General features: G+C 42.7%; 28 protein-coding genes. 13 read left to right on the top strand and 15 right to left on the bottom strand.

Going from position 1 to position 25,863, the window contains the following annotated elements; all coding sequences use genetic code 11:
- Positions 1–181: 181 nt before the first annotated feature.
- From NBH14_RS12430 to NBH14_RS12415, 4 genes are all read left to right on the top strand, one after another.
- Positions 182–1,504, top strand: a complete 1,323-nt coding sequence (locus NBH14_RS12430; RefSeq protein WP_186959388.1) for a DUF4270 family protein — start codon at positions 182–184, stop codon at positions 1,502–1,504.
- Entirely contained in the window at positions 1,491–2,693 is a 1,203-nt protein-coding gene (gene bamG / locus NBH14_RS12425) for a BamG family beta-barrel-assembly machinery protein (protein WP_186959389.1), read from the top strand. The genes NBH14_RS12430 and bamG overlap by 14 nt, the downstream gene beginning before the upstream one ends.
- Positions 2,694–2,782: 89 nt before the next feature.
- On the top strand, positions 2,783–3,079 hold the full coding sequence (locus tag NBH14_RS12420) for a nucleotidyltransferase family protein (RefSeq protein ID WP_186959390.1): 297 nt from the start codon (positions 2,783–2,785) through the stop codon (positions 3,077–3,079).
- Positions 3,080–3,155: 76 nt separating this feature from the next.
- Positions 3,156–3,428, top strand: coding sequence for a HepT-like ribonuclease domain-containing protein (locus NBH14_RS12415; protein WP_250817474.1), 273 nt, complete (start codon positions 3,156–3,158; stop codon positions 3,426–3,428).
- 13 nt (positions 3,429–3,441) lie between these two features.
- Here the strand turns inward: NBH14_RS12415 and NBH14_RS12410 are convergent, their stop codons facing one another.
- The 5 genes from NBH14_RS12410 to rplS all read right to left on the bottom strand — a co-directional run bounded on the left by NBH14_RS12410 (position 3,442) and on the right by rplS (position 7,677).
- Positions 3,442–4,488: a DUF2776 domain-containing protein gene (locus NBH14_RS12410; RefSeq protein ID WP_128133235.1), complete on the bottom strand. Its 1,047-nt coding sequence runs from the start codon at positions 4,486–4,488 to the stop codon at positions 3,442–3,444.
- Positions 4,489–4,590: 102 nt separating this feature from the next.
- Entirely contained in the window at positions 4,591–5,028 is a 438-nt protein-coding gene (locus tag NBH14_RS12405; RefSeq protein ID WP_010800543.1) for a LytR/AlgR family response regulator transcription factor, read from the bottom strand.
- 150 nt (positions 5,029–5,178) lie between these two features.
- Positions 5,179–5,937, bottom strand: coding sequence for a LytR/AlgR family response regulator transcription factor (locus tag NBH14_RS12400; RefSeq protein WP_009859506.1), 759 nt, complete (start codon positions 5,935–5,937; stop codon positions 5,179–5,181).
- Between the two features lie 20 nt (positions 5,938–5,957).
- Positions 5,958–7,142, bottom strand: a complete 1,185-nt coding sequence (locus tag NBH14_RS12395; RefSeq protein ID WP_186959392.1) for a sensor histidine kinase — start codon at positions 7,140–7,142, stop codon at positions 5,958–5,960.
- A 187-nt stretch (positions 7,143–7,329) separates the two neighbouring features.
- The gene (gene rplS, locus NBH14_RS12390; protein WP_009859510.1) at positions 7,330–7,677 is read right to left on the bottom strand and encodes a 50S ribosomal protein L19; all 348 of its coding nucleotides are present in this window, start codon (positions 7,675–7,677) and stop codon (positions 7,330–7,332) included.
- Positions 7,678–7,887: 210 nt separating this feature from the next.
- On the opposite strand from rplS, the gene NBH14_RS12385 reads away from it, so the two are divergent.
- Positions 7,888–10,887 carry a serine hydrolase domain-containing protein gene (locus NBH14_RS12385; RefSeq protein ID WP_186959393.1) on the top strand — a complete coding sequence of 1,000 codons (3,000 nt, stop codon included), beginning with the start codon at positions 7,888–7,890 and terminating at the stop codon, positions 10,885–10,887.
- A gap of 52 nt (positions 10,888–10,939) precedes the next feature.
- Positions 10,940–11,968 (top strand): aminotransferase class I/II-fold pyridoxal phosphate-dependent enzyme, encoded by a 1,029-nt coding sequence (locus NBH14_RS12380; RefSeq protein ID WP_128133238.1) that lies wholly within the window; start codon positions 10,940–10,942, stop codon positions 11,966–11,968.
- A gap of 513 nt (positions 11,969–12,481) precedes the next feature.
- Here the strand turns inward: NBH14_RS12380 and eno are convergent.
- Complete coding sequence (eno, locus tag NBH14_RS12375) at positions 12,482–13,768, bottom strand: phosphopyruvate hydratase (RefSeq protein WP_128133239.1); 1,287 nt, start codon at positions 13,766–13,768, stop codon at positions 12,482–12,484.
- 235 nt (positions 13,769–14,003) lie between these two features.
- Here eno and NBH14_RS12370 point away from each other — a divergent pair, with 235 nt between their 5' ends.
- From NBH14_RS12370 to NBH14_RS12340, 7 genes are all read left to right on the top strand, one after another.
- Positions 14,004–14,402 carry a hypothetical protein gene (locus NBH14_RS12370; RefSeq protein WP_186959394.1) on the top strand — a complete coding sequence of 133 codons (399 nt, stop codon included), beginning with the start codon at positions 14,004–14,006 and terminating at the stop codon, positions 14,400–14,402.
- A gap of 128 nt (positions 14,403–14,530) precedes the next feature.
- Positions 14,531–15,340, top strand: a complete 810-nt coding sequence (locus tag NBH14_RS12365) for a MotA/TolQ/ExbB proton channel family protein (RefSeq protein WP_128133241.1) — start codon at positions 14,531–14,533, stop codon at positions 15,338–15,340.
- 5 nt (positions 15,341–15,345) lie between these two features.
- Positions 15,346–15,954 (top strand): ExbD/TolR family protein, encoded by a 609-nt coding sequence (locus NBH14_RS12360; RefSeq protein WP_186959396.1) that lies wholly within the window; start codon positions 15,346–15,348, stop codon positions 15,952–15,954.
- Positions 15,955–15,966: 12 nt separating this feature from the next.
- Positions 15,967–16,641 (top strand): ExbD/TolR family protein, encoded by a 675-nt coding sequence (locus NBH14_RS12355; RefSeq protein WP_009859519.1) that lies wholly within the window; start codon positions 15,967–15,969, stop codon positions 16,639–16,641.
- Positions 16,642–16,678: 37 nt separating this feature from the next.
- Positions 16,679–17,494: an energy transducer TonB gene (locus tag NBH14_RS12350; protein WP_186959486.1), complete on the top strand. Its 816-nt coding sequence runs from the start codon at positions 16,679–16,681 to the stop codon at positions 17,492–17,494.
- Between the two features lie 198 nt (positions 17,495–17,692).
- Entirely contained in the window at positions 17,693–18,628 is a 936-nt protein-coding gene (locus tag NBH14_RS12345) for a PstS family phosphate ABC transporter substrate-binding protein (protein ID WP_186959397.1), read from the top strand.
- Positions 18,629–18,650: 22 nt separating this feature from the next.
- On the top strand, positions 18,651–20,231 hold the full coding sequence (locus tag NBH14_RS12340; protein WP_186959398.1) for a tetratricopeptide repeat protein: 1,581 nt from the start codon (positions 18,651–18,653) through the stop codon (positions 20,229–20,231).
- An 87-nt stretch (positions 20,232–20,318) separates the two neighbouring features.
- Here NBH14_RS12340 and rplQ read toward each other — a convergent pair whose 3' ends face one another.
- The 9 genes from rplQ to secY form a co-directional block, all read right to left on the bottom strand.
- On the bottom strand, positions 20,319–20,816 hold the full coding sequence (gene rplQ / locus NBH14_RS12335; protein WP_010800551.1) for a 50S ribosomal protein L17: 498 nt from the start codon (positions 20,814–20,816) through the stop codon (positions 20,319–20,321).
- Positions 20,817–20,824: 8 nt separating this feature from the next.
- Complete coding sequence (locus NBH14_RS12330) at positions 20,825–21,817, bottom strand: DNA-directed RNA polymerase subunit alpha (RefSeq protein ID WP_186959399.1); 993 nt, start codon at positions 21,815–21,817, stop codon at positions 20,825–20,827.
- Positions 21,818–21,829: 12 nt separating this feature from the next.
- Positions 21,830–22,435 (bottom strand): 30S ribosomal protein S4, encoded by a 606-nt coding sequence (gene rpsD, locus NBH14_RS12325; RefSeq protein WP_186959400.1) that lies wholly within the window; start codon positions 22,433–22,435, stop codon positions 21,830–21,832.
- Positions 22,436–22,558: 123 nt separating this feature from the next.
- Positions 22,559–22,948, bottom strand: coding sequence for a 30S ribosomal protein S11 (rpsK, locus tag NBH14_RS12320; protein ID WP_005634781.1), 390 nt, complete (start codon positions 22,946–22,948; stop codon positions 22,559–22,561).
- Between the two features lie 11 nt (positions 22,949–22,959).
- Positions 22,960–23,340, bottom strand: coding sequence for a 30S ribosomal protein S13 (gene rpsM / locus NBH14_RS12315; RefSeq protein ID WP_009859527.1), 381 nt, complete (start codon positions 23,338–23,340; stop codon positions 22,960–22,962).
- 34 nt (positions 23,341–23,374) lie between these two features.
- Positions 23,375–23,491, bottom strand: a complete 117-nt coding sequence (gene ykgO / locus NBH14_RS12310; RefSeq protein WP_005645768.1) for a type B 50S ribosomal protein L36 — start codon at positions 23,489–23,491, stop codon at positions 23,375–23,377.
- A gap of 12 nt (positions 23,492–23,503) precedes the next feature.
- Positions 23,504–23,722: a translation initiation factor IF-1 gene (infA, locus tag NBH14_RS12305; protein WP_009318521.1), complete on the bottom strand. Its 219-nt coding sequence runs from the start codon at positions 23,720–23,722 to the stop codon at positions 23,504–23,506.
- A 10-nt stretch (positions 23,723–23,732) separates the two neighbouring features.
- Positions 23,733–24,518 carry a type I methionyl aminopeptidase gene (map, locus tag NBH14_RS12300; RefSeq protein WP_186959401.1) on the bottom strand — a complete coding sequence of 262 codons (786 nt, stop codon included), beginning with the start codon at positions 24,516–24,518 and terminating at the stop codon, positions 23,733–23,735.
- Positions 24,519–24,522: 4 nt separating this feature from the next.
- Entirely contained in the window at positions 24,523–25,863 is a 1,341-nt protein-coding gene (gene secY / locus NBH14_RS12295) for a preprotein translocase subunit SecY (RefSeq protein ID WP_122357143.1), read from the bottom strand.

Genomic DNA, 25,863 nt, shown 5'->3' with positions numbered 1-25,863 from the left:
CTACAACAAGGTCGATTTCAGCCAAAATTTGAGAACAAGAACTTTTTCCAGAACTAATTTTCTTTCTATTTACTATACAAAATGTCAAAGATCTTTTTGAGATATGTTTTTACACAGTCTCTCGAGAGGGGAAACAGTTACCATCAGTCACTATAAGTCAACGAAACAAACAAATTCAAATATGAAAAGAAGCCTTTTTCTGCTATGGATATGCCTGGCAACAGCCGGTTGCCTCTTCCAATCCTGCTATGACGAGAGTAATAAGTATGGTAACGGATTAGTATCTTCGGCATTCCGCAATATCAGTACCGACACCAGTACGGTGACAGTCGCAGCCATGCTGATCGACTCGCTGGAAACCTCCGGCAAGGAGCTCGTCTTGCTGGGTGAATATACGCATCCGGTATGGGGCAAAATGTCCTCCTCCGGTTATGTATCCTATAACCGTCCTTCCTATAATACCGATATAGACGAGCGCGTCGTACTCGATTCGCTTATGCTCACCTTCAGGTACGGAGGTTATTATATCGGCGACACGCTGAAGGCCCAACGCTTCAACGTACACAGGCTGACCCAGAAACTCAGGCTGGGAGACAACGGTTATCTTTATAACACCTCGTCGTTCACCTATGAACCCGAACCATTGGCAAGCCATAGCTTTATCCCGCGGCCGAACAGCGGGGAAGAGGTGGAAGTGCGCCTCCCGGACGAAATGGGACAGGATTTCCTGACCCGTTTCCACAGCCGCGACGTACAGGTGAACTCCGATTATTTCGAAGATTATTTCAAAGGGCTGGTCGTTATTCCCGAAGGGGCCGACAACCAGTCGCTCCTCTCCTTCCAGGTAGCGGACAGTTCAGCCGTGCTCGTTCTCCATTACCATATAATAGATGAAAAGGAAAACGAACAGGAACTGACCTTTACGCCCAATACCAGCACCCAGTTCAACCATTACGAGCATGACCGGAGCGGTACGGCGATGGAACCGTTTCCTCCCGGCCAGAAGGAAATCCCTTCCTCCCAACTGGATAACAGGGGTGTTTTATTTGGCGGACTGGGATGGTATGCCCGCCTGGAATTTCCTTATATCAATAATATCCTTATGCAGGGAGAGCAGGTGGCGATTGAAAGCGCACTGCTAAAGATTTATCCTGAACCGGGCACGTTTTCGGCAACGAATGCCCTGCCCGACAGCCTTTATCTTTATATCGCCGACGAGAACAACGTGGTTACCGATGCCGTGACCGACTATCTCGGTGAAGAGGTGCAAAGCGGAACACTGGTAAAAGACGATACGTATGATGAAAATACCTATTATTACTTCGACATTACCAGTTTTATGCAACAGGAACTGGGAACTTTCGGTATGTATAAGCATAACCTGCAACTGGTATTCGACGAAGATACTTATACAAAGACATTCCGCAACCTGACCTTCAGCGACCAGCAAGGCCGTTCGCCCATTGTTTTACAGCTAATCTACAAAGTATATGAAAGTTATTAAGCATCTGACTCTATTCCTTTTACTGACCCTTCCCGTCCATGCACAAAATATAATGACCTCGTCGCCTTACTCGATGTTCGGGATCGGCGAGATCGTAACGGGATTGTATGGTTCCAATTCGGCGATGGGAGGTGTATCGACAGGTATGCGCGGCACCTGGTTGCTCAATACGGAAAATCCGGCTGGCCTGACGGGGCTCGACACGCTCCGGTTGTTTGCCGAGACATCGGCCTTTATGAAAAGCGAGTCGTACCAGTCGAAAAACGGCAACAGCAATGCTTTCACCGGGAATATGTCGGCTTTCACGCTGGCAGGACGTATCATGCCGCACTGGTATATGGCAGCGGGATTGACCCCTTATTCATCGGTCGGCTATTATTTCCAGAGTACGGAACCGCTGGAAGGTTCACCCGGTTCATACTATACAAGTACGTTCGAAGGATATGGCGGGCTGTCGAAGGTTTACCTGACCAATGCATTTATGTTGGGCAAGAATCTATCGGTCGGCGTCAACGTCAGTTACATCTTCGGCAACACCAAACTTACGGAAAGCCAGAGCAGCATTTCCGTAGAGAACAGAATGTACACGCATGCGTTCTATGCTGATTTCGGATTGCAGTATCACCGCCAGATCGGAAAAGAGACAGCTTTTACAATCGGGGCCGTTTACGGATATAAACAGCGCCTGAGCATTGAAAACTCAATTGCGATCGTTTATAGCAGCAGCGAAACGGAGGAGAGTAAAAGGAATACGACCCAATATCTGCCTCAATTTGCCGGCATAGGCGGCTCGCTGGCCTACAAGAAATGTACTTATGCGCTCGACTATGATTTCCACCAGTACAGCAGCCTTTCATCGGGCGACAGCCGGGTAAAATTCAGGGATTCGCATAAGTTGCGGCTGGGGTTCGATTATTCGCCCAACGGTTATTCGTCTTCGAGTTTCTGGAAACGCAGTTCATATAAGGCCGGGGTAAACCTGTCGACTCCTTACTTGCAGATCAACGGGCAAAAAGGTTACACCTACCGCTTCAGTGCCGGAATGGGACTTCCGGTAACGAACGGACGGATCAACGTAGCCCTTTACTACGATAAGACCCAACTAAATAATGATGTATACGGACAAAGCACTTTCGGGATGACGGTTTCGTATACGCTGAGTGAGTTGTTTTATAAGTTGAAACTGTAAGGTCATAGTCGTTTTTCACGAAGAATAAAGATAAGAATTTGCAGAGATAAAGAATAATCATTTTCTTTGTGACTACAAATATATCCATCATGAAAAAAGATACAATTTTAAAACAACTCTCACTCTTAAAAAAGACTCTCACTTCCCAATACGGAGTAAGTAAAATTGGTCTTTTTGGCTCTGTCATACGAGGTGAGAATAATAAGAACAGTGATATAGACATTCTCATTGATTTCGAAGATGGAAAAGAAACTTATCAAAATTTCATGTCGGTATGTGATACCTTGGAAGGCTTCTTCCATAAACACAAACTGGATATAGTAACCCTGAAGGGATTAAGTCCCTTTATTGGTAAACAAATCCTCAACGAAGTAGAATATGTCTAAATCCCATATTGTTTATTTGCAACATATTCTTGAAGAATGTAATTTTGTCACCTCCGTAGTAACAGAAAACTTGCCTATGTATCAGTTCCTTTCGGATGAGACATTGAAAAGAGCCATAGCCCGTAGCCTTGAAATTATAGGTGAAGCGACAAAAAAAATACCGGCCGATGTTAAATATGAATGGAAAGATATTTCATGGAAACAAATGGCCGGTATGCGTGATAAATTAATACATGATTATATGGGGGTTAACTACCTAATTGTATGGGACGTTGCAAAAAACATTATACCAGTTCTTATTCCTCAGATTGAAGCTGTTATTGATAAAGAAAAAACAAAAGAGCAATAAGCCACAATTTTCATCATTTCGAAGATGTCCCGCTCTCCAGAATGCTGACAATGGAGAATAAAGTAAAGCAGATGCCACCCAAGCCGGCTAAAACTCTGGCCGGAACAAAATAGTAAGCATGTGCGGAACCCAGTTCGAACAGGAAGGCGGACAGGAACAAACAAGTCAATGCCGTAAATATAGGTATCAACGGAATACGGTTTGATAATTTGAATTCGTGCCGCCATATTTTGGATAGCAGGATCACTTTGCTGGAAATGCTATAGCATACCAATCCCAGTCCGATCATGATATAGCCTGTTGTACCGTTTGCCGGATTGATGGTAGCCAGGATCAGGATAATTCCCCATACAACACAAATACTACCCATGACCAATACCATAATAGGCCAGAATTCGCGTTCGGTAGGAGAAAATATATTCCTGATCTGCCGGGCAATAGTCGCTACCAAGGCAATCAGACTCGTACAGATACAGGCCAGGCCGATCATCACATGTCCGGCCACAAAATATTTCGAGCCCTGGTCGCTATGGGCTAACAGGCAGAATGCCCATATCCAGGCGGTCAAGGCGATCAGTCCGGCAATAGCAATCAGGGTCAGTCCCTGGGCACGGGTAAAAGCCTCGGGCGGAATATCATGGCCTGTCTTTTTCGAATTGACGGTAATCATGGTGAACCGGGTGGAAGAGGTAGCTGTTGTGGCTACACAAGCGGTAATCAGTCCCACTCCGCAGATTACATGACCGGCTACAAACGATGCCGTATCGGGCGACCGCATAATCCATATCCCTGCAACGACCGTCAGGATAGCCGACAAATATCCCAATGCCGGAAGCGCATACCGGCTGATCTCTCCGAAAGTATTAATGATCTGCCTGATAATGGTTGCCGCCGTTGAGAACAGGGCTATACAAATCATACCCAAAGAAAATACGACCGGGCCGGCCACAAAACGGCTCGGGTCGGTTCCATATTCATACACGAACCAGCCGTAACCGAAACAGAACAGGGCCATCAACAAGGGTATAGCCCTGAAAAGAACACTAATGCCGTAATTCATAGTCTATTTGTTTTTAATTTTCCTCCAAACAGACAGGATTACGGCATTGTTCCTCAAATTACATTTTTATAGAATCTTTTTAGTTATCAGGGACAGGGAGACCTATTCCTGCAAGGCCAACCGCCCCATAAGTGCCGGAAGGTAGGAGTCGCTGATCGGGATCAACTCGTCACCGATGCGGATACGTTTCCGTTCGATATAACTGATGTGGGAAAGAGATACGATATAAGAACGGTGCACACGGCAAAACAAACTGTCGGTGAGGTTTTCTTCAAACCGCTTCAGGCTGACCTGCGAAAGCAGCGGTTTGCCGTTCGTGCGATGAATCTTCACATAATCGCCATAGCCTTCCAGAAAAAGAATCTCTTCTTTACGAAGGCGAATGATCTTACTTCCTTCCCGAACAAAAACAGGTTGTTCAGTCTGTTCTTTGTGCAACACTTCATGCACATCAGCCAATGCTTTATCCAACTTCTCAAAATAGCCCATCAGAGCATTCAACGTAGAAGCATCTCCATCGAAAGTAATACATTTCAACATAGTCGCTTTTCTTTTAAGTTTACACTACAAATAAATAAGAATATTCGGTGAACAAAGGTTAAGAACCGATAAATGGTAGAATTGGGTCGGTGAATCGCCCGGAGGAAGAGGGTGAAAAAAATCACCTCGATGATGCAGTATTTCACCGGATCATTCTTCCATCAATATCCATTTCTTGAATACCGGGGTTTTCGTTTTACTGATAATGATACGTTCCGGAATAGGCAATGTGAGGTTGACCGACAGGCGGCTGCCGAACCAGAGGTCAATATCCTTAATGGCTTTCCGGGAGATAATGAACTGGCGGTTGGCACGAAAAAAATGCTTTTCATCCAGTTGGTCGCCCAGGGCATCCAGGGTGCGGTCTACCGGATGCAGCTTGCCGTCGGAGGTATAAGCAGTAACCTTTTCATTCATTGTATAAAAATACAGGATATCTTCTACCTGCAACGGGTAAAATTTGTCGGTGAGCATGATCAGAAGGCTCTTTATGACATGCCGTCCCTGTATGGTATCGTTCGTTCGCCGGATATGGGCCAACCGCTCTTCGGGGCTGAAGAGGCGCAATTTGCCTAACGCCCGTTCAAGGGAAGTCAGCGTGATCGGTTTCAGCAGATAATCGATACTGCTGACCTGAAAGGCTTGCAGGGCATACTCGTCATAGGCCGTCGTAAAAATGACCGGTGCAGCGATTTCCACCTGTTCGAATATTTTGAAGGCTGAGCCGTCAGCCAGGTGGATATCCATAAAGATAATATCCGGCTGGGGATAGTTATGGAAATAAGTAACGCTTTCCTCTATACTCTCCAGTTCGGCCACTACCTCGACAGGCATCATGGTGTTTTGCGAAAGAATTGCTTTCAGGCTACCAACAGCAGCCGTTTCATCCTCGATAATTACAGCGTTCATACAGTTTAATCTTTTAATTGTTATACCCGTCCGGTACCGTTCAGCAAAGGAAGGGTTACCTTAAAATAATCTTTCCGGTTGGAGATATGGATATCCTTTCCGGTAAGCATCCGGTAACGTCCCCAGAGGTTCTTCAACCCGATGCCGCTCCCCGTGCTCTCTTCCACCTTCGGCTGTACCCTGTTGGATACGACCAGTTGGTTCTCTTTAGTAGTATAAACGTCGATTTGCAGCGGATACTGCTTGCTGATCACATTATGTTTAACCGCATTTTCGATCAGCGGCAGAATACTCAGGATGGGCAAATGCCATAATAAAAGTGCCGGAGCCGCTTGAATAGAGAAGAATAGCTTCCCTTCATAACGGACGCCTAGGAGATAAGTATATGCTTTCACAAACTGCAATTCTTCTGCCAGCGTAACCATTTCTTTCTTGTTGCTCTGCAAGATATAACGGAAAACATTCGACAACTCATCCAGATAAGTCAATGTCTGCTCCTTCTCCCCGCTCCTAATCAGGGAGTTCAGCCCATTCAGGGAATTGAAAAAGAAATGAGGGTTGATCTGTCCCATCAAAGCATTGTATGAAGTCTGGAGTTTTTCAGTCTTCAATTGTTCATATTCAAGCATCATCTGTTGTTTACCATTCAGCAGGCGTATCAAAAGGACACTCAACAAAACGGTTAACAGTATAAACAGATGCTCCGTCAGAAAAGGTTTCGGGAAATCTGTCGCCCGGCTGAGAACCATAGACATATGCGGATCAGGGGATGCAGGGGGTGCCGCTTTCTTTCTTGCCGCATCTTCCATTATAACAAAACTATCAGAACGGAACATTTGATCAACTTCCAAAAGGTCGATCATCACAAAACGGTGTATGACCGGATACATGAAAAAGAGCGCAATGCCACAGACGATTGTCACACCGGCAGACAACAGGATTGTTTTATATTCTTTATTACAAAACAGACGGTCGCCCAACTTATACATTTGAGAATCCAGTATAAACAGCAGAAAGGCATATACGAAAAACCAAAATAAGGAATAATAAAGAAATTCATCTCCGGATGGATGGTTCCCCGGGAAAGGGACTCCCAGCGACTGCATTTTATAAGTATGCATCAACATGGTAAAGTTGACGAATAGGCTTAACAGCACTGACACGATAAAACCAATCAGCAGATTGTTTTTCACGGAATGTTGCATAAGTGTTTTATTTATAGGTGACAAAGATAACCCTATTCCCCTGCCGGAAAAACACAAACCGACGAAACGGCTAAAAACATCGGCGAATCGCCTGTCCCTGCTTATAAAACATTTATCCCTACCCAACAAAAAAGCCACCCGAAACGAATCGGATGGCTTTTTTGTATGGCAATTAAATCCCGAAGGATTAGAATCTTCTTTCTTTGATTCTTGCTTTCTTACCTGTAAGAGCACGCAGGTAATACAATTTAGCACGGCGTACTTTACCCAGTTTGTTTACAGTGATGCTTTCGATGAACGGTGATTCGATCGGGAAAATTCTTTCTACACCAATGTTCTCAGACATCTTACGAACAGTAAAACGTTTTTTGTCACCATGTCCTGAGATACGGATAACAACGCCTCTGTACTGCTGGATACGTTCTTTGTTACCTTCTTTAATACGGTAAGCTACTGTAATAGTGTCACCACTCTTGAATGAAGGATATTCCTTCTTTGTAGCAAACGCTTCTTCTGCAATCTTAATTAAATCCATTGTTTTATAGCTTTTTAATTGTAATTTTAAATGAAACGCAATTTAACGGGCTACTTCTCCCGACAGAGATTGCGCAAAGCGGATGCAAAGTAACGAAAGATTTATTTGATACGCAAATTGTTGAGGGAATAATTCATGAATTATCGCCACTCTATAGAGACTATTCAGCTTATTTTCTTATTTTTGGTGGATAATAATGATAACGTGAAGATGAGGAAGATACTTACAATGCTGTTATGTTCTGTGTGTTTACTAACGGCCAAAGCACAGACTATTCCCAATATGTACCGTAATGTCGATCAGGCAAAAATGAATCACTGGGTTGATTCTGTGTTTGATAAGATGAGTTACGATGAACGGATCGGGCAACTCTTTATGGTGATTTCCGAACCGAAATCGGATAACCGCACCATGCAGCGGCTTATGCGATACGTCAATGAAATAAAGGTCGGAGGAATCCTCTTTCATAAAGGGAACCCTGTTACCCAGGCTGAAGTAACCAACCGGTTGCAAAAAGCATCACGCGTCCCGATGTTCGTTTCGCTGGACGGAGAATGGGGCTTGTCCATGCGCCTTAGCGGAACGACCCGTTTCCCTAAAAACATGATGCTGGGAGCTATCGAAGATGATAAACTGATTACCGAATATGGGAAGGAAGTAGCCCGCCAATGCAAAGAGATGGGCATTCAAATCAACTTTGCCCCCGATATAGATGTAAATAGTAATACCGATAACCCGGTGATAGGCCTCCGTTCGTTCGGAGAGAATCCCCGTGCCGTCGCCGATAAAGGAATAGCCTATGCCCGCGGACTGGAAGCTGCCGGTATCATCTCTGTAGCCAAACATTTCCCGGGTCATGGCGACACTTCGGAAGACTCTCATAATACATTGCCTGCCGTCCATCATGACCGGGCACGCCTGGACAGCGTTGAATTGTATCCTTTCAAACGTTACATCTATGATGGTTATGCCGGAGTTATGACCGGACATCTTTATGTTCCGACACTGGATAAAACCCGCAATCTCCCTTCCTCCTTTTCCCGTCCGATTGTAACGGGACTGTTGCAGGAAGAACTTGGTTTCAGAGGCCTTTGCTTCACAGATGCACTGGCCATGAAAGGAGCCACGACTAAAAAATCGGATAACCCGTCAGTAAAAGCATTACTGGCTGGGAATGATATATTGCTGGCCCCGGCTGCCCCGATTAACGATTTCACAGCGGTGAAAGAGGCGATCGACGAAGGTATTTTATCCATAGAAGACATCGAAGCCAAATGTATCAAGATACTCCAGTATAAATACATTACCGGACTGAATAAATACCGACCGATTGAAACAAAAGAGTTAAGCAAACGACTGAACTCACCGCATGCTGCCTGGCTAGCCGCCAAACTCAATGCAGAAGCAATTACATTATTAAAGAACGAATCCGACATGGTTCCGCTCAGACAGCTGGATAAAAAGAAGATTGCCGCCTTGTCAATCGGTTCGCCTGCCGGAAATGAATTTCAGGAAATGCTGGGGCGTTACGACAGTATTGCCTGCTTCAGCATCAGCCGTAGTTCAACTGCTGCACAAATCCAACATGTTTACAGGCAGTTGGAGAAATACGATGTAATCATCTGCGGCATACACACAGTCCGCATCCCTGAAAGCCTGCAACTCCGTCAGCTGGCGACTAAGAAAGAGCTCGTTTATGCCTTCTTTACCCTGCCCTATTTCTGTAAGGAATATAAAAGTTCCATTATGAAAGCGAAGGCGGTAGTGATGGGATACGAAGGTACGCCTCTTGCCCAGGAATATGCCGCCCAGGTCATCTTCGGAGGGATTCCTGCTAAAGGCAAACTACCGGTTACCATCCCAGGCGTATTCCATGCCGGAGCCGGCATCTTCACGGAAAAAACACGGTTAGGTTATCACGAACCGGAGGAAGTCGGAGCCAATCCCATACGCCTCGATGTAATCGGATCCATTGCAGAAGAAGGGCTTGAAGAAAATGCCTATCCGGGTTGCCAGGTGCTGGTTGCCAAAGACGGTATGATTATTTACGACAAGGCTTTTGGTTACTTTGACTACGACCAAAGCCGGAAGGTACAGGAAAATTCCGTCTACGACCTGGCGTCTGCCTCCAAAGCGGCCGGGACTTTACTTGCCGTAATGAAAGCGTACGATGAAAAGAAATTCACCCTCAATAATAAAATAGCGGACTTTCTCCCCGAACTGAAAGGTTCCAACAAGAAAGACCTGAATATAAAAGAATTGCTTTACCATCAGTCGGGAGTTGTCTCCACAATCAATTTCTATCTGAATGCCATCGATAAGGATAGTTACAAAGGCAGCCTTTACAGCAGTGTAAAAAATGCGACCCATCCGGTACGCTTCGATGCCAAAACATACGTACGCAATGATTTCAACTATCTGCCCGACCTGGTTTCTACTGAGAAGAAACCGGGATTCACCACCGAGGTAGCCCGCAACTTCTACCTGCACGATTCCTTCAAAGACAGTATCATGCAGGAAATAAAAGACTCCCGCCTCGGAACACGCGGCAAATATGTGTATAGCTGCGTCAACTTCATCATGCTGAAAATGATGGTGGAAAACCAGATGAAGCAACCGATGGACCAGCTGTTGCATAACGACTTTTATAGCCGGCTGGGAGCCTGGCACACCACTTATAACCCGCTGAAAAGAATAGACAGCCTCCAGATTGTCCCGACCGAGAACGACCAGTTCGTGCGCCGCCAGTTACTTCGTGGCTATGTGCACGACGAAGCTGCCGCTTTCCAGGGGGGCGTCTCCGGCAATGCCGGCCTGTTTTCGAATGCCAATGACCTGGCGAAAGTATTACAGCTTTTCCTTAATCAGGGCACTTATGGCAACGAACAATACTTATCAACAGAAACCTGTCGTCTTTTCACCCAAAGTAAAAGCCCGACAAGCCGCCGCGGACTGGGTTTCGACAAGCCTGCCCCGGGAACACATAAAGGTTCTCCTTGCAGCAGCCTGACGCCACCTTCCGTCTATGGACACACCGGCTTCACCGGGACTTGTTTCTGGGTGGATCCGGACAACCAGTTGCTTTATATCTTCCTTTGTAACAGGGTCAATCCGTCGCGTGCCAATAATAAACTCAGCCAGTTGGATATCCGCAAACGAATACAGGATGCAATCTATAAGGCAATTGATAGGAAAAGCCAAAAAGATTAGTATTTTTGCACCACCTTTTAGAACAACATTAATTACATAAAACAAATAAAGTATGCTATTCGGACACGGTGATGACTTTTACAATTCGCAGAACGAAGTAAAGATTAACTTCAGTTCTAACGTATGGCACGGTGCTAACCTCGATAAACTCAAGGAACATCTTAATGAGCAGTTCAGTAAACTGACACGTTATCCGGAACCGGATGCTGCTTCACTTAAAAGGCTGCTTGCCCGCCGATATGAAATAAAAGAAGAAAATGTAGTTGTAACCAATGGTTCGATTACCGCCTTCTATCTGTTGGCACAGGCTTGGAGAGGGGCTAAATCAACGATTGCCGTTCCTTCCTTCTCTGAGTATGAAGATGCCTGCCGCCTACACGAACACGAAATCAATTTCTTCCCAACCTCCGACGACCTCTCGGAGCTTTCTCTGGAAGGACAGGATTTCTGCTGGATATGTAATCCTAACAATCCGGATGGCAAACTGATTCATCGTACGGAATTGCTCCGGTTGATTGCAGCCAACCGCAATACAAAATTCATCATCGACCAGGCTTATGTTGCCTTTACCACCGAAGACATGCTAAAGCCTTCAGACGTTAAGAATCACCCGAACCTGATTCTTATCCAGTCTATCTCTAAGGCCTACAACATTCCGGGATTACGTATCGGTTACCTGGTTGCTTCTCCAGAAATAACTGCCGAAGTAAATAAGTATATCATCCCCTGGTCAGTAAACGCTATTGCGCTTGAAGCCAGTAAATATATCCTGATTCATCCGGCCCAGTTTACTTTGCCTATCCGTAAGTGGCAGCGTGAAACAGCCGAATTGATTTATCAGTTAAGCAAATTCGATAACCTGGAAGTCATTCCTACTTCAACAACCTTCTTCCTTGTCCGCCTAAAGAAAGGCACAGCGGCAGAACTAAAGAAATACTTGTGGGAGAAGAATGGAATCCTGATTCGTGATGCCTCCAACTTCCGCGGACTGGATGAAACATACATCCGCCTGTCCACCCAAACAAGTGCTGAAAATCAGATATTGATTGATGCTATCCGTGAATGGTTCGCTCAATTATAACACTATTATAGAATAGCCGGAGCAAAGAGATTGTTTTTACTCCGGCTATTTCATCTCCTACATGCATTAATTCGAATAAAAACCATTCACTCTTCACCTTTAGCATATATCAGCCTAAACACCAATCACTTATACAGGTGAACGATTAATAAAACAAAGAAAATCAAACCCTTCACCTTTCACCTTTTATCTGCCTGCCAACTATCGCTCCCCCTACTGACTATTCCTGCATAGCATACTGTCTTTTACTATAAAAGATATGACTCATTCTCTTTTCCATCGCCGTCGCAAAGCTTACCGACGGACGTCAGCAAGCTTATCCACCTCTGTCGGTAAGCTTTGCGACGGCCGTGAAAAAGGCAAGATATAATATGCTTTCGATTAGAAATAAATAACCTCCGGGGTAGTTGCTACTAGCCTTTCTGATAAAGGTAAGGGACATAAACACAAAAAGGCCGCCTCTTTGAGAAGCAGCCCTTCAGTCTATTGCATCTGATTCTGTAAGTGTCAGAATTATTTTTTGTACGTCTTATAGCCATAAACAGCCAGATCGCCCAATTCTTCCTCGATACGAAGCAACTGATTGTACTTAGCCATACGATCCGAACGGCTTAATGAACCGGTCTTGATCTGTCCTGAATTAGTAGCAACAGCGATATCGGCAATCGTTGCATCTTCCGTTTCGCCGGAACGATGCGACGTCACTGAAGTATAGCCGTTACGGTGAGCCATTTCAATAGCATCCAGTGTTTCACTTAATGTTCCGATTTGATTTACTTTAATCAGGATAGAGTTGGCGCAGCCTTCTTCGATACCTTTCTTCAGGAATTCAACATTAGTTACAAACAAGTCGTCACCAACCAACTGAACACGGTCACCTAAAGCTTTAGTAAGATGCTTCCATCCTTCCCAGTCGTTTTCGTCCATACCGTCTTCGATAGAGTCGATCGGATATTTGTTAACCAAATCCAACAGGTAAGCAACCTGTTCGGCAGCAGTCCGTTTGGCACCGTGGGCACCTTCAAACTTCGAATAATCGTAGATACCCTTCTTATCGTAAAACTCGGAAGCGGCACAGTCCATAGCGATTGTCACATCTTTACCCGGTTCGTATCCGGCAGCTTTAATAGCGGCCATAATAGAACCCAAAGCATCTTCCGTACCGTTGAGAGCCGGAGCAAAACCACCTTCGTCACCAACTGCCGTACTCAGACCGCGGTCGTGCAACACCTTCTTCAAGGCATGAAATACTTCTGCTCCCATACGCAAGCCTTCACGGAAACTCTTTGCACCTACCGGGCGAATCATAAATTCCTGAAATGCTATCGGGGCATCACTGTGAGAACCACCATTGATAATATTCATCATCGGAACAGGCAATACATAAGTATTGGTTCCGCCTATATAACGATATAACGGCAAATCGAGATAATTGGCAGCCGCTTTAGCTACGGCCAGCGAAACGCCTAACATGGCGTTGGCACCGAGTTTCGACTTTGTCTTTGTTCCGTCCAGCTGAAGCAGTTTATGGTCGATTGCACGTTGGTTCAATGCACTCATTCCGATGATAGCCGGTGCAATTACATTGTTAACATTATCCACAGCTTTCAGTACACCTTTGCCTCCGTAGCGTTTTTTATCACCGTCACGCAGTTCTATTGCTTCATTTTCACCAGTAGAAGCACCGGATGGAACGGCCGCACGACCAAAAGCGCCGCATTCAAGAAGCACATCTACCTCTACTGTCGGGTTACCACGGGAATCAAGAATCTCTCTACCTATTACTTTTTCAATTTTCATAACCTAAATATTTAGTATTCTGTATTTTTTTCACTCAGTACAAATATAACAAACGGTTCACTAAGATTGTTGCCAAACCCTTATAAAGATTTTCAATGAATAAATAGAGGACTTCATTTCTCAATTCAATATTTTATCTATATTTACACCCCGAATTGATAGGTATTTTTTCTTAAAAAGTTTCAACCTTTTGCATTAACAATGTGTTTTAACATAAAAAGTTTATTGTTGAATCATGAAAAAAGTTCTGTCCATATTAACACTCCTTATCCTGATCTTTATGGGTCAGGAGGTTACGCTTAATATAGATAGTGAAGAGACGATTCAACAATGTAACCAAAATGAGAAAGGAAAGAGCCTCTCCTACGATAATAATTTAAAGAAGTTTGAATTAGGGAAAATTCCTCTTGAGTCTCTTGATATAACTGCACGCACCAAACCGGCTTTCGATAATTACGAACGGCTATTCAAATTATCGAACAGCAATAAGAGTCTTCTTCTCTTGAAGTTGAAAGAGCAGGCCTCACAATATAAAATATCGGAGACATTATCTATTATCCATACAATAAATTACCTCTCGCTTCGCAAATGCGGAAATCAATGGATCTACGTTTTGCGAAAACTCATTATTTGATATTATTATAAGACATTTATAATTGTTGATTGTGCCTTCGAATACGGCATGATCCGGGTGTGCATTCCCTTTTTTGTACACTAAGACTATTATTTTCTGTTTTTTATCTCTTTAATAATATCAAAATTATGAAAACAAATCAATCTGTTATATCAAAAACATCTAATGGCGTTTCAGCCGGCATCGTCATTATCATTTGCTTTATCCTGGCAGTATGCTTCTTTCATTTCGTACTGGGCAATCCTTCCAACTTTATGGATAATAATCCGGATAATCATCCGCTTCCCGGCAATTATGCAGGAACAATTTATAAAGGCGGTTTCATTGTCCCCGTTGTTATCACTCTTTTACTTACTGTAATCACATTGAGTGTAGAACGTTTTATTGCCATCAACCGGTCTAAAGGGAAAAAAGCCCTGCTAGGGTTTGTACGTACTATAAAGAAAGACCTTGAAGACGGAAATCTGGGCGCAGCTCAAAAGGCTTGTAAAGAACAGCAGGGTTCTGTGGCCAATGTCGTTAACGCCGCATTGACCCGTTACGCTGATGTAGAAAACAGGGCGGATCAGACCAAAGAACAAAAGATGGTCATCATACAGAAAGAGATCGAAGAGAGCACGGCACTGGAATTACCGTCTATGGAACAGAACCTGCCGGTTATTGCTACAATCTCGACATTGGGAACTCTGTTCGGGTTGCTTGGAACCGTACTGGGTATGATCCGTTCGTTTGCCGCCCTGGCCAATGCCGGAGCTCCCGACTCGGTAGCATTGTCGACCGGTATTTCCGAAGCTCTGGTCAATACGGCCTTAGGTATCGCCACCGGTGCCATGGCTATTATCTCGTACAACTATTTCACCAGTAAAATAGATAATATCACCTATGCCATCGATGAAATAGGTTTCTCTATCGTACAAACATTTGCGGCTAAACACTGAAACATATGCCTAAGATTATAGTAAAACGAAAAAGCACATTCATCGACATGACGGCGATGAGTGATGTAACGGTGTTACTGCTTACTTTCTTTATGCTGACATCTACCTTCATCCAGAAAGAACCGGTCGTGGTTACTACCCCGGCTTCCGTTTCCGAAATAAAAATACCGGAAACGAATATTCTTTCCATCCTGGTAGATCCGGAAGGGAAAGTGTTTATGAGCATGGACAAACAGGAGGATAAGGCAAACGTATTAAAGAAGCTGGGACAAGACTACGGTATTAACTTCAGCGACAAAGAAATATACGAATTCAGCCTTCTTCCTTCCTTTGGTGTTCCTATCCAGAATATGCAGGAATTCCTGAATCTACCGTCTTCCGAACAAGACCGTCTGACGCAGAATTACGGAATCCCTGCCGATAGCACGAACAACCAATTCAAAGCCTGGATACAACACGCCCGCGAAGTGAACCACGACCTGGTGATCGCCATCAAAGCCGACCAACAGACGCCATATCCTAAAATCAAAAATATAATGAACACATTGCAGGACCTGAGAGAAAACAGATATAATCTCATAACAACTCTCAAGAATGTGCCCGACAATGTTTAAACAACAAGCAGTATGGCAGAAGTAAATACAGATAAAGGAAAAGGCGACGGAAAGAAAGGCAAACAAAAGAAAGTCAATATCCGTGTCGACTTTACGCCGATGGTGGATATGAATATGTTGCTGATCACGTTCTTCATGCTTTGTACTTCGCTGAGTAAGCCGCAGACCATGGAGATCAGTATGCCGTCGAAAGACCATGTCACGGAAGCCGAACAGACAAAAGTGAAAGCCTCTAAAGCCATCACCCTTATATTGGGTGAAGACAGCAAGGTGTACTACTATTTCGGTGAACCGGATTATGAACATGTAGAATCACTGAAAACAACCGATTTTTCTCCTACCGGATTACGTAACATCCTACTGGAACGCAATTCCGACGCTGTACAACAAATATCGGAGTTGAAAGTGAAAAAGCTAAACAAGGAAATTTCCGAAGATGAGTTTAAAAAGCAGGCTACAGAGATAAAAGGTGGCAAAGATGCCCCGGTCGTACTGATCAAGGCGACCGACGATGCTTCTTATAAAGACCTGGTAGATGCACTCGACGAAATGCAGATATGCAATATTGGTAAATATGCAATCGTTGATATAACCGACGGAGATAAATTTCTGGTCGACAACCTGAAAAGCGGCGGAGAACTCGCTAAACAAATAGCAGAGGCTAATGCCGGCCCTAAAAGAAAATAATTCGTATCACCAATAAAAAAGAACGATCATGATTAATATGAACAATATAAATCTGAATTCACCGGAGTGGTGCGAATTGATCTTCAACGGGAAGAATAAAGACTACGGAGCATACGAGTTGCGTAAAAATTCTTCCGGCAGACATATCCGCGCATTGATCATTGTAGCTATCGGAGCTATTCTGGTCATGACAATCCCGGCTTTGATCAAATCGGTTATTCCCCAGCACGCCAAAGAGCAGGTACTGGAAGTAACGACACTTTCCAACCTGCAAATGGAAACGAAGGTACCGGAAGAAAATCAAATCCGTAATTTAGAGGCTCCACCTCCTCCCGTACTGAAAAGTACAATCAAATTTACCCCTCCTGTTATTAAGGCGGATAAAGATGTAAGGGATGAAGAGGAAATCAAGACACAGGAAGAACTGACAACCTCAAAACTGGCTATCTCGGTGGCAGACGTAAAAGGTTCTGAAAGTGAAGATGCCATTGACATTGCAGACCTGAAAGACAACAAGGAAGTGATTGAGGAAGAAACCGAACCTTATGTTGCCGTTGAACAAATGCCGCAATTCCCTGGTGGAAACGAGGCTTTGCTAAAGTTCATCAGTACACATTTGAGATACCCGGTAATCGCTGCCGAAAATGGCATTCAGGGAACAGTTACCCTCCGCTTCGTTGTAAGCCCAACGGGAGAGATCACGAAAGTGGAAGTTCTAAGGCAATTGGATCCGGCTTGCGACAAAGAAGCATTACGCGTTATCAAGTCTCTGCCACAATGGGTTCCGGGGAAACAGAATGGTAAACCGGTACCGGTCTACTTTACAGTTCCGGTACGATTTAAATTGCAATAAGATGGAGGTAAAGTGTATAAATATGAAGTTTGCCTGGGGTATATTCATGGTCATGATATACCTCGGCATGACTTTCCTGCTGGTTTTCACAAACTTGTTTAATGAGAATATGTCATTCCCTATGCGAATAATAATTGGTATTCTGTTCTTCTGTTACACTTTATTCAGAGGTTACAGGCTCATAAAAGACAGCAAACGATGAAAAGTTTCTATATAACAGTATGTATAGTTCTGTTGGTTTCTTGCGGAAACAAGAAAACAGATACTCCGGATGATACACCGACCAGTGGCGTTATCGCTATTGCTTCCGATGGCTGCTTTGCCCCTGTCGTAGAAGAAGAAATCGCCGTTTTCGAAAGTATTTATAAGGAAGCCGGGATTGTTCCTTACTTTTCCGGTGAAACAGAAACTATCAACAGTTTACTGCGTGATAGCATCCGGCTGGCCATTACTTCACGCCCGCTAACCAAAGAAGAGACGGAATTTATGAACACTAAAAAATTATTCCCCAGAAACATTCAAATAGCAACAGATGCCATTGCATTGATTGTAAATAAACAAAATACAGATTCTCTGATTGGTATCCCTGTCTTGAGAGACATACTGACGGGAAAAATAAAAGAATGGAAAGAACTCAGTTCCGATAACCAATCGGGAAGGATCGAAGTTGTATTCGATAACCCTAATTCCGGAACTGTACGCTATGCTATCGATTCAATCTGTAACGGAAAAACATTTTCCGGGGATTTACATGCAATGAAAGAAAACCGGCAAGTAATAAACTATGTATCCCAAAACCGTGGAGCGTTAGGTATCATCGGAGTAAACTGGATCAGTAATCCGTCTGATACAACCAACATGAGTTTTTCTGAGAATATAAAAGTAATGGCAGTCAGTCTTTACAGACATGCCACTGCTACAAATAGTTTTAAACCGTATCAGGCCTACATCGCATTAAAAAAGTATCCGATGAGCAGGCCTGTTTATCTGATATTATCAGAACCCCGCATGGGCCTGGCTTCCGGTTTTACAACTTTCATAGCTAGCGACCGGGGACAGCGGATCATTCTTAAATCAGGTATTCTTCCGGCTACACAACCTGTAAGGTTGGTAAATGTCAGAGATCAGTTATAAACCCCTATAAATATTTACAGTCATGAAAAAGAATTTATATATAATCCTTTTAAGTTTTATCGCTATTGCCGTTTACGCAGATAACCGGCAAGGCATTGACTTTTACAAAGCCGGAGAACCAACCATAGCAAGCCGACTTTTTGAGAAACAACTGAGCAGTTCTCCTGCCGAGCAGGCTGAAGCCTTATATTATCTGGGAGAAATTGCCTTTGATGAGAATAAAACTTCCGAAGCTCTGGCTAATTACCAGAAAGGATGGACGACATTTCCTGATTATGCCTATAATAAAGTAGGTGAAGGTAAAGTGCTACTCAAAACAGATAAATCTACTGCGCAAAAAGCATTTGATGCAGCAATCAAAATCAATAAAAAAGAGGCTTCTGTTTATGTCGCTATTGCTAAAGCCTATTCAATGAACGGAATGGAAGCAGAAGCCCAGGCGGCTCTCGATAATGCGAAGAAATATAATGCTAACGACCCCGCCATTTATTTGTATGAAGGCGATTTACTTATCAGCAAAGATAAACCAGGAGATGCCGCCGGAAGATATGAACAAGCTATCCACTTCGATCCGGCCTGCAAAGAAGCTTATATCAAATATGCAAACGTATATCAGGGAGTCACTCCAACATTATCAATAGAAATGCTTCAGAAAGTAATTTCAAACTATCCGGATTACTTACCGGCGTACTGCTATTTGGGAAACATCTATTCATTACAAGGGAATTATCCTAAAGCTGTAGCAGCTTATAAAACCTACATGGCAGGAGGTCTTTACTCAACAGACAATCTGGTTCATTATGCCTCTGCTTTGTTTTTCAATAAACAATACGTTGAATCCGGTAAAATAATCAGTGAAGGACAAGCTATTGACCCTGATAACTTTTTATTGAAACGTCTGGCCATCTATAATGATTACGAAAGCAAAGCCTACGAAAAAGGACTGGAAGAAATAAAGACATTCTTCAATAATCCGGATGCTAAATATATCTGGCAAGACTATTTATATTACGGTCGCCTGCTGAACAAAGCAAAACAATATGATCAGGCAGCAGATGCATTACAGAAAGCTATAAAAGAAAATTCTTCGCATACAGAAATCTATAAGGACCTTGCTGAAGTTTATAGTAACAGCGAAAATAATGCTGAGGCCATCAAGGCTTATACACAGTATATAGAGGCACTTGGAGAAGAATCGGAAGCTGCTGATTACTATCAATTAGGTAAATATTACTATACAGCAGCTGCAAAAGATAGTATTGCAGCCCAAAAGTACCTGTTCAAAGCTGATAGCCTATTTGCTATTGTAAAAGAACGTGTACCGGATAGCCACCTGGGTAGCCTATGGCAGGCACGTACACAATCTCAACTGGACCCCGAGACAGAACAGGGTTTAGCCAAACCCTATTACGAGTCTTGCATTCCCATTCTTGAAAAAAACAAAGAGAAATATAGCAATGAATTAACCGAATGTTACCGTTACCTGGGCTACTATTATTACTTGAAACAAGATATGGATAAGTCCAAAATTTACTGGAACAAGATTTTATCAATCGATCCATCTAATGCAACTGCGCAGGAAGCTCTGAAAAATATCAAGTAAGTAAACAAATAAATTGATTCGTTTATATACAAAAACAGCCGGCATAAAAATGTCGGCTGTTTTTGTATCGTATATAAGTTACAGAAATTATTCTGCAGCTTTTTCTTCTGTTGCTTCTGCTGCAGGAGCTTCAGCAACCGGAGCAGCTGTTTCAGCAGCTGTAGATTTCTTACGAGAACGTCTTGTTTTCGTAGTTTTCTTAGCTGTAGTATCCTTCAGCATGTTTTCGTTGTAATCAACTAATTCAATGAAGCACATAGCAGCGTTGTCACCTAAACGGTTACCAGTCTTAATAATTCTGGTATAACCACCCGGACGATCACCGATCTTCTGAGCTACTTCCTTGAAAAGTTCTGTTACAGCGTTCTTATCCTGTAAAGTACTAAATACCACACGTCTTGAGTGAGTTGTATCCTCTTTGCACTTTGTGATCAAAGGTTCAACAAACTTACGAAGCGCTTTAGCTTTTGCTGTTGTCGTAAAGATTCTCTTATGCTTGATCAAAGAAGAAGCCATATTAGACAGCATTGCTTCACGGTGAGTATTTGTACGACCTAAATGATTAAATTTCTTATTATGTCTCATCGCTTTACTTACTCTTTATCTAATTTATATTTCGTGATATCCATACCGAATGAAAGGTTCAGGCTTTCAAGCAGTTCATCAAGTTCAGTGAGCGACTTCTTACCGAAGTTACGGAATTTCAACAAATCATTCTTGTTGAATTTAACCAGTTCACCCAATGTTTCAACATCTGCAGCTTTCAAGCAATTCAAAGCACGAACGGAAAGGTCCATATCTGCTAGCTTGCTCTTAAGCAGCTGGCGCATGTGAAGAACTTCTTCATCGAATTCTTCATTGCCGTCAGTATCTACTGTCTCGATCGCAATCTTTTCATCTGAGAACAACATAAAATGATGTATCAGAATCTTAGCAGCTTCTTTCAACGCTTCCTTCGGATGAATAGAACCATCTGTGGCTATTTCAAGAACCAACTTTTCGTAGTCCGTTTTCTGCTCAACGCGGAAGTTCTCGATCAGATACTTAACATTGCGTATTGGAGTAAAAATAGAGTCGATAGCAATCGTATGAACATCTGCATTCGGATCTCTGTTTTCGTCAGCGGGAACATATCCGCGTCCTTTATTTATTGTTAATTCAATCTGGAAACCAGCGTTCGGATCTAAACGGCAAATAGCCAACTCAGGATTCAATACTTCGAATCCGGTTAGTTGTTTACCTATATCACCGGCTTTGAACACTTCCGAACCCGAAACAGTAATACTTACTTTTTCATTCTCTATGTCGTCTACAATATGCTTGAACCGTACCTGTTTCAAGTTCAAGATAATGTTTGTTACATCTTCAATAACACCGGGGATTGTACCAAATTCATGGTCTACACCTTCGATCTTAATGGATGTAATAGCAAAACCTTCAAGCGACGACAGGAGAATACGGCGCAGAGCATTACCTATAGTAATACCGTAGCCGGGTTCCAACGGACGAAATTCAAACTTTCCTGAGAAATTGTCCGCTTCCAACATTAATACTTTATCGGGTTTTTGAAATGCTAATATCGCCATGGAAATCAATTATTATTTAGAATACAATTCTACGATCAACTGCTCTTTAATGTTTTCAGGAATGTCAGTTCTTTCCGGCAGATGCAGTAATTTTCCGCTTAAAGAAGACTGATCCCACTCAATCCAAGGATATTTGCTGTGGTTGAATCCTGACAATGCATCAGCAATCACTTCCAGAGACTTGGATTTCTCTCTAACACCAACGATCTGACCGGCTTTCAAAGAGTAAGAAGGAATGTTTACAACCTTACCATCAACTGTAATGTGACGGTGAGAAACCAACTGACGAGCAGCAGCTCTTGTAGGAGCCATACCCAAACGATAAACTACATTGTCCAAACGACCTTCCAGTAACTGAAGCAGAACTTCACCGGTAATACCTTTTGAACGCTGCGCTTTGTCGAACAGGTTTCTAAATTGTTTTTCCAATACACCATAAGTGTATTTAGCTTTTTGCTTCTCGCGAAGCTGAATTCCGTATTCAGAAGTTTTTCTTTTTCTGGCGTTACCATGTTGTCCGGGAGGATAATTCTTTTTAGAAAGAACTTTATCCGGTCCGAATATAGCCTCACCAAACTTACGGGCAATTCTTGTTTTTGGTCCAGTATATCTTGCCATTTTTTTATTGTTTTAATTTTTCTGTCTGAATCTGGAACCGTGCAGCCGCGATTACAGAGAGGATAAGGTCTTTATGCAATCTATTCACAATTCCGGATTCAATGTTCAAGAAACTATAGTTAATTATACTCTTCTCTTTTTCGGAGGACGACAACCATTGTGAGGCAGCGGAGTAACGTCTACGATTTCAGTTACTTCGATTCCGGCACCGTGGATAGTTCTGATAGCAGACTCACGTCCGTTACCCGGTCCTTTTACGAATACTTTTACTTTTCTCAAACCAAGATCATAAGCTACCTTAGCACAATCTTGTGCTGCCATCTGAGCGGCATACGGAGTGTTCTTTTTAGAACTTCTGAATCCCATCTTACCTGCAGAAGACCAACTGATTACCTGACCTTCGCTGTTGGCAAGAGACACAATAATGTTATTGAAAGAAGAATGAATATGAGCTTGACCGTAAGCGTCAACTTTTACGTTTCTCTTCTTTGCTGCGACTGTTTTTTTTGCCATATCAACTCTTATTATTTAGTAGCTTTTTTCTTATTTGCAACAGTTTTCTTCTTACCCTTACGAGTACGAGCATTATTTTTTGTGCTCTGGCCTCTCAAAGGCAAACCAATACGGTGACGTACACCTCTATAACATCCGATATCCATCAGACGCTTGATGTTAAGTTGAACTTCAGAACGAAGATCACCCTCTACCTTGTACTCAGCGCCAATGACTTCACGTACTTTTGCAGCTTGATCATCTGTCCAGTCTTTTACTTTGATATCACGATCAACGCCTGCTTTCTCTAAAATAGATTTTGAAGCACTCCGACCGATACCGTAGATATAAGTCAAAGCGATTTCTCCTCTTTTATTTTGTGGCAAGTCTACACCAACTATTCTTATAGCCATATTACTTACTTAATTATTTTGCAAAAATAATAAATTATCCCTGACGTTGTTTATACTTAGGGTTTTTCTTGTTAATTACGTATAAGCGACCCTTTCTTCTTACAATCTTACATTCAGGTGTACGCTTCTTTAAAGATGCTCTTACTTTCATATCTAGTTATTTTTATTTATATCTAAAAGCAATTCTACCTTTTGATAAATCATACGGAGACATTTCTACTCTGACCTTATCACCAGGAAGAATTTTAATATAATGCATACGCATCTTTCCTGATATGTGGGCAGTAATTTCATGTCCGTTCTCTAATTCTACACGAAACATTGCATTAGACAATGCTTCCACTATAACTCCATCTTGTTCAATAGCTGCTTGTTTAGCCATATAAATCAAATTAAATTGCGTTACTTCCTAGAACTTCTTCTACAAATTCAAATGAAGATAAAATCTGAGGACCATCGGGTCGTATCGCTATACAATGTTCAAAGTGAGCTGAACATTTTCTGTCCTTTGTACGCACTGTCCAACCGTCCTTTTCAAAAACGACATTTTTGCTTCCCATATTGATCATAGGTTCAATGCAGATGCACATGCCACTACGCAATAAAGGTCCGCAACCATATCTTCCATAATTGGGTACTTCAGGTTCTTCATGCATCTTGCGTCCGATACCATGTCCCACCAGTTCCCTTACAACAGAGTAACCTTTCGATTCACAGTATGTCTGCACCGCATGACTAACATCTCCTACTCGTTTTCCTTCTACAGCTTGTTGAATACCTTGATAAAGAGATTCCTTTGTCGTCTTCAACAAATTCTTCACTTCCAGTGCCACTTCACCTACACAAAAAGTATAGGCTGAATCACCAACAAAACCATTCAATATTGTACCACAGTCAACAGATATGACATCGCCTTCTTTTAAAACTGCTTTTGAGGAAGGAATACCATGTACTACCTGCTCATTTACAGAAGCACATATTGAATTGGGAAAACCACCATACCCTAAAAAAGCTGGAACTGCTCCATTATCCCTAATGAATTCTTCAGCAATCTTGTCGAGTTGAAGAGTTGTAACCCCGGGAGCAATATGCTTTGCCAATTCTCCCAGTGTCCGACCTACCAATTGATTGGCCGAACGCATCAACTCGATTTCTTCATCTGTTTTTAAATAGATCATCCTATTAATAAGCGGCAACTGAGCCTGTACGGCCTTTAATTCTTCCTGACTTCAACAAACCGTCATAATGACGCATCAACAAATGACTTTCTACTTGCTGCAATGTATCCAACACTACACCAACCAAAATCAACAAAGATGTTCCTCCAAAGAACTGAGAGAACTCCATACTCACACCAGCGATTCTTGCAAAAGCAGGCATAATAGCTACCAATGCCAAGAAGAATGCACCCGGAAGAGTAATGCGGTCCATGATTGTATCCAGATAGTCTTTGGTACTTTTTCCCGGTTTAACACCCGGAATAAATCCATTGTTTCTCTTCAAATCATCAGCCATCTGGGTCGGATTGATCGTGATAGCTGTATAGAAATAAGTAAAGAGGATAATCAATACTGCAAAGACAAAATTATACCAGAAACCGGTATTATCCATAAATGCAGCCCAAAAACCACTCTGATCACCAGTACTAGAAAATCCTACAATAGAAATAGGAATAAACATAATTGCCTGGGCAAAGATGATAGGCATTACGTTAGCAGCATTCACTTTTAAAGGAATATACTGACGAGCGCCACCATATTGTTTGTTACCTATAATTCTCTTAGCGTACTGTACGGGTACTTTACGAGTTCCCTGAACCAATAAAATAGCACCGGCAATAACAAGTAAAAGAAACAGCATTTCAAACAAGAACATAACCAGACCACCAGTTTTTTCACTTGTTCTTGAAATAAATTCCTGGAACAATGAATGCGGCAGACGGGCTATGATACCAATCAAAATGATAAATGAAATACCATTTCCAACACCTTTATCTGTAATTCTTTCACCTAGCCATAAGATAAACATACTTCCTGCAGCCAGAATAATAGTAGAAGATACAGTAAACAGAATACCCGGAGGTAAAGCTGCACCAGCGGCCTTCAACTGAACACTTAAGTTCACCAGATATGTCGGTCCCTGGAATAACAGGATAGCTACTGTAAGGTAGCGAGTCCATTGATTGATCTTTCTACGACCACTCTCCCCTTCTCTCTGCAATTTCTGGAAAGAAGGAACTGCAATGGCTAACAACTGCATAACAATTGAAGCGGAAATATAAGGCATAATACCCAATGCAAAAATAGAAGCATTAGAGAATGCACCACCTGAAAACATATCCAACAGTGCAAGCAATCCGCCTCTTGTCTGCGCCTGTAAAGCGGTTAACGCTTGAGGATCAATACCAGGAAGTACTACATACGTTCCGAAGCGATATATAGCCACCAATAAAAGAGTGGTGAGGATCCGATTTCTCAGATCCTCAATCTTCCAGATATTTTTTATTGTTTCAACTGCTCTCAT

The organism is Parabacteroides caecihominis, assembly GCF_023656785.1.
GTDB lineage: Bacteria > Bacteroidota > Bacteroidia > Bacteroidales > Tannerellaceae > Parabacteroides > Parabacteroides segnis.
Note: the sequence above shows the minus strand (reverse complement) of the source record. Positions and strands in the feature narration are given on the sequence as shown.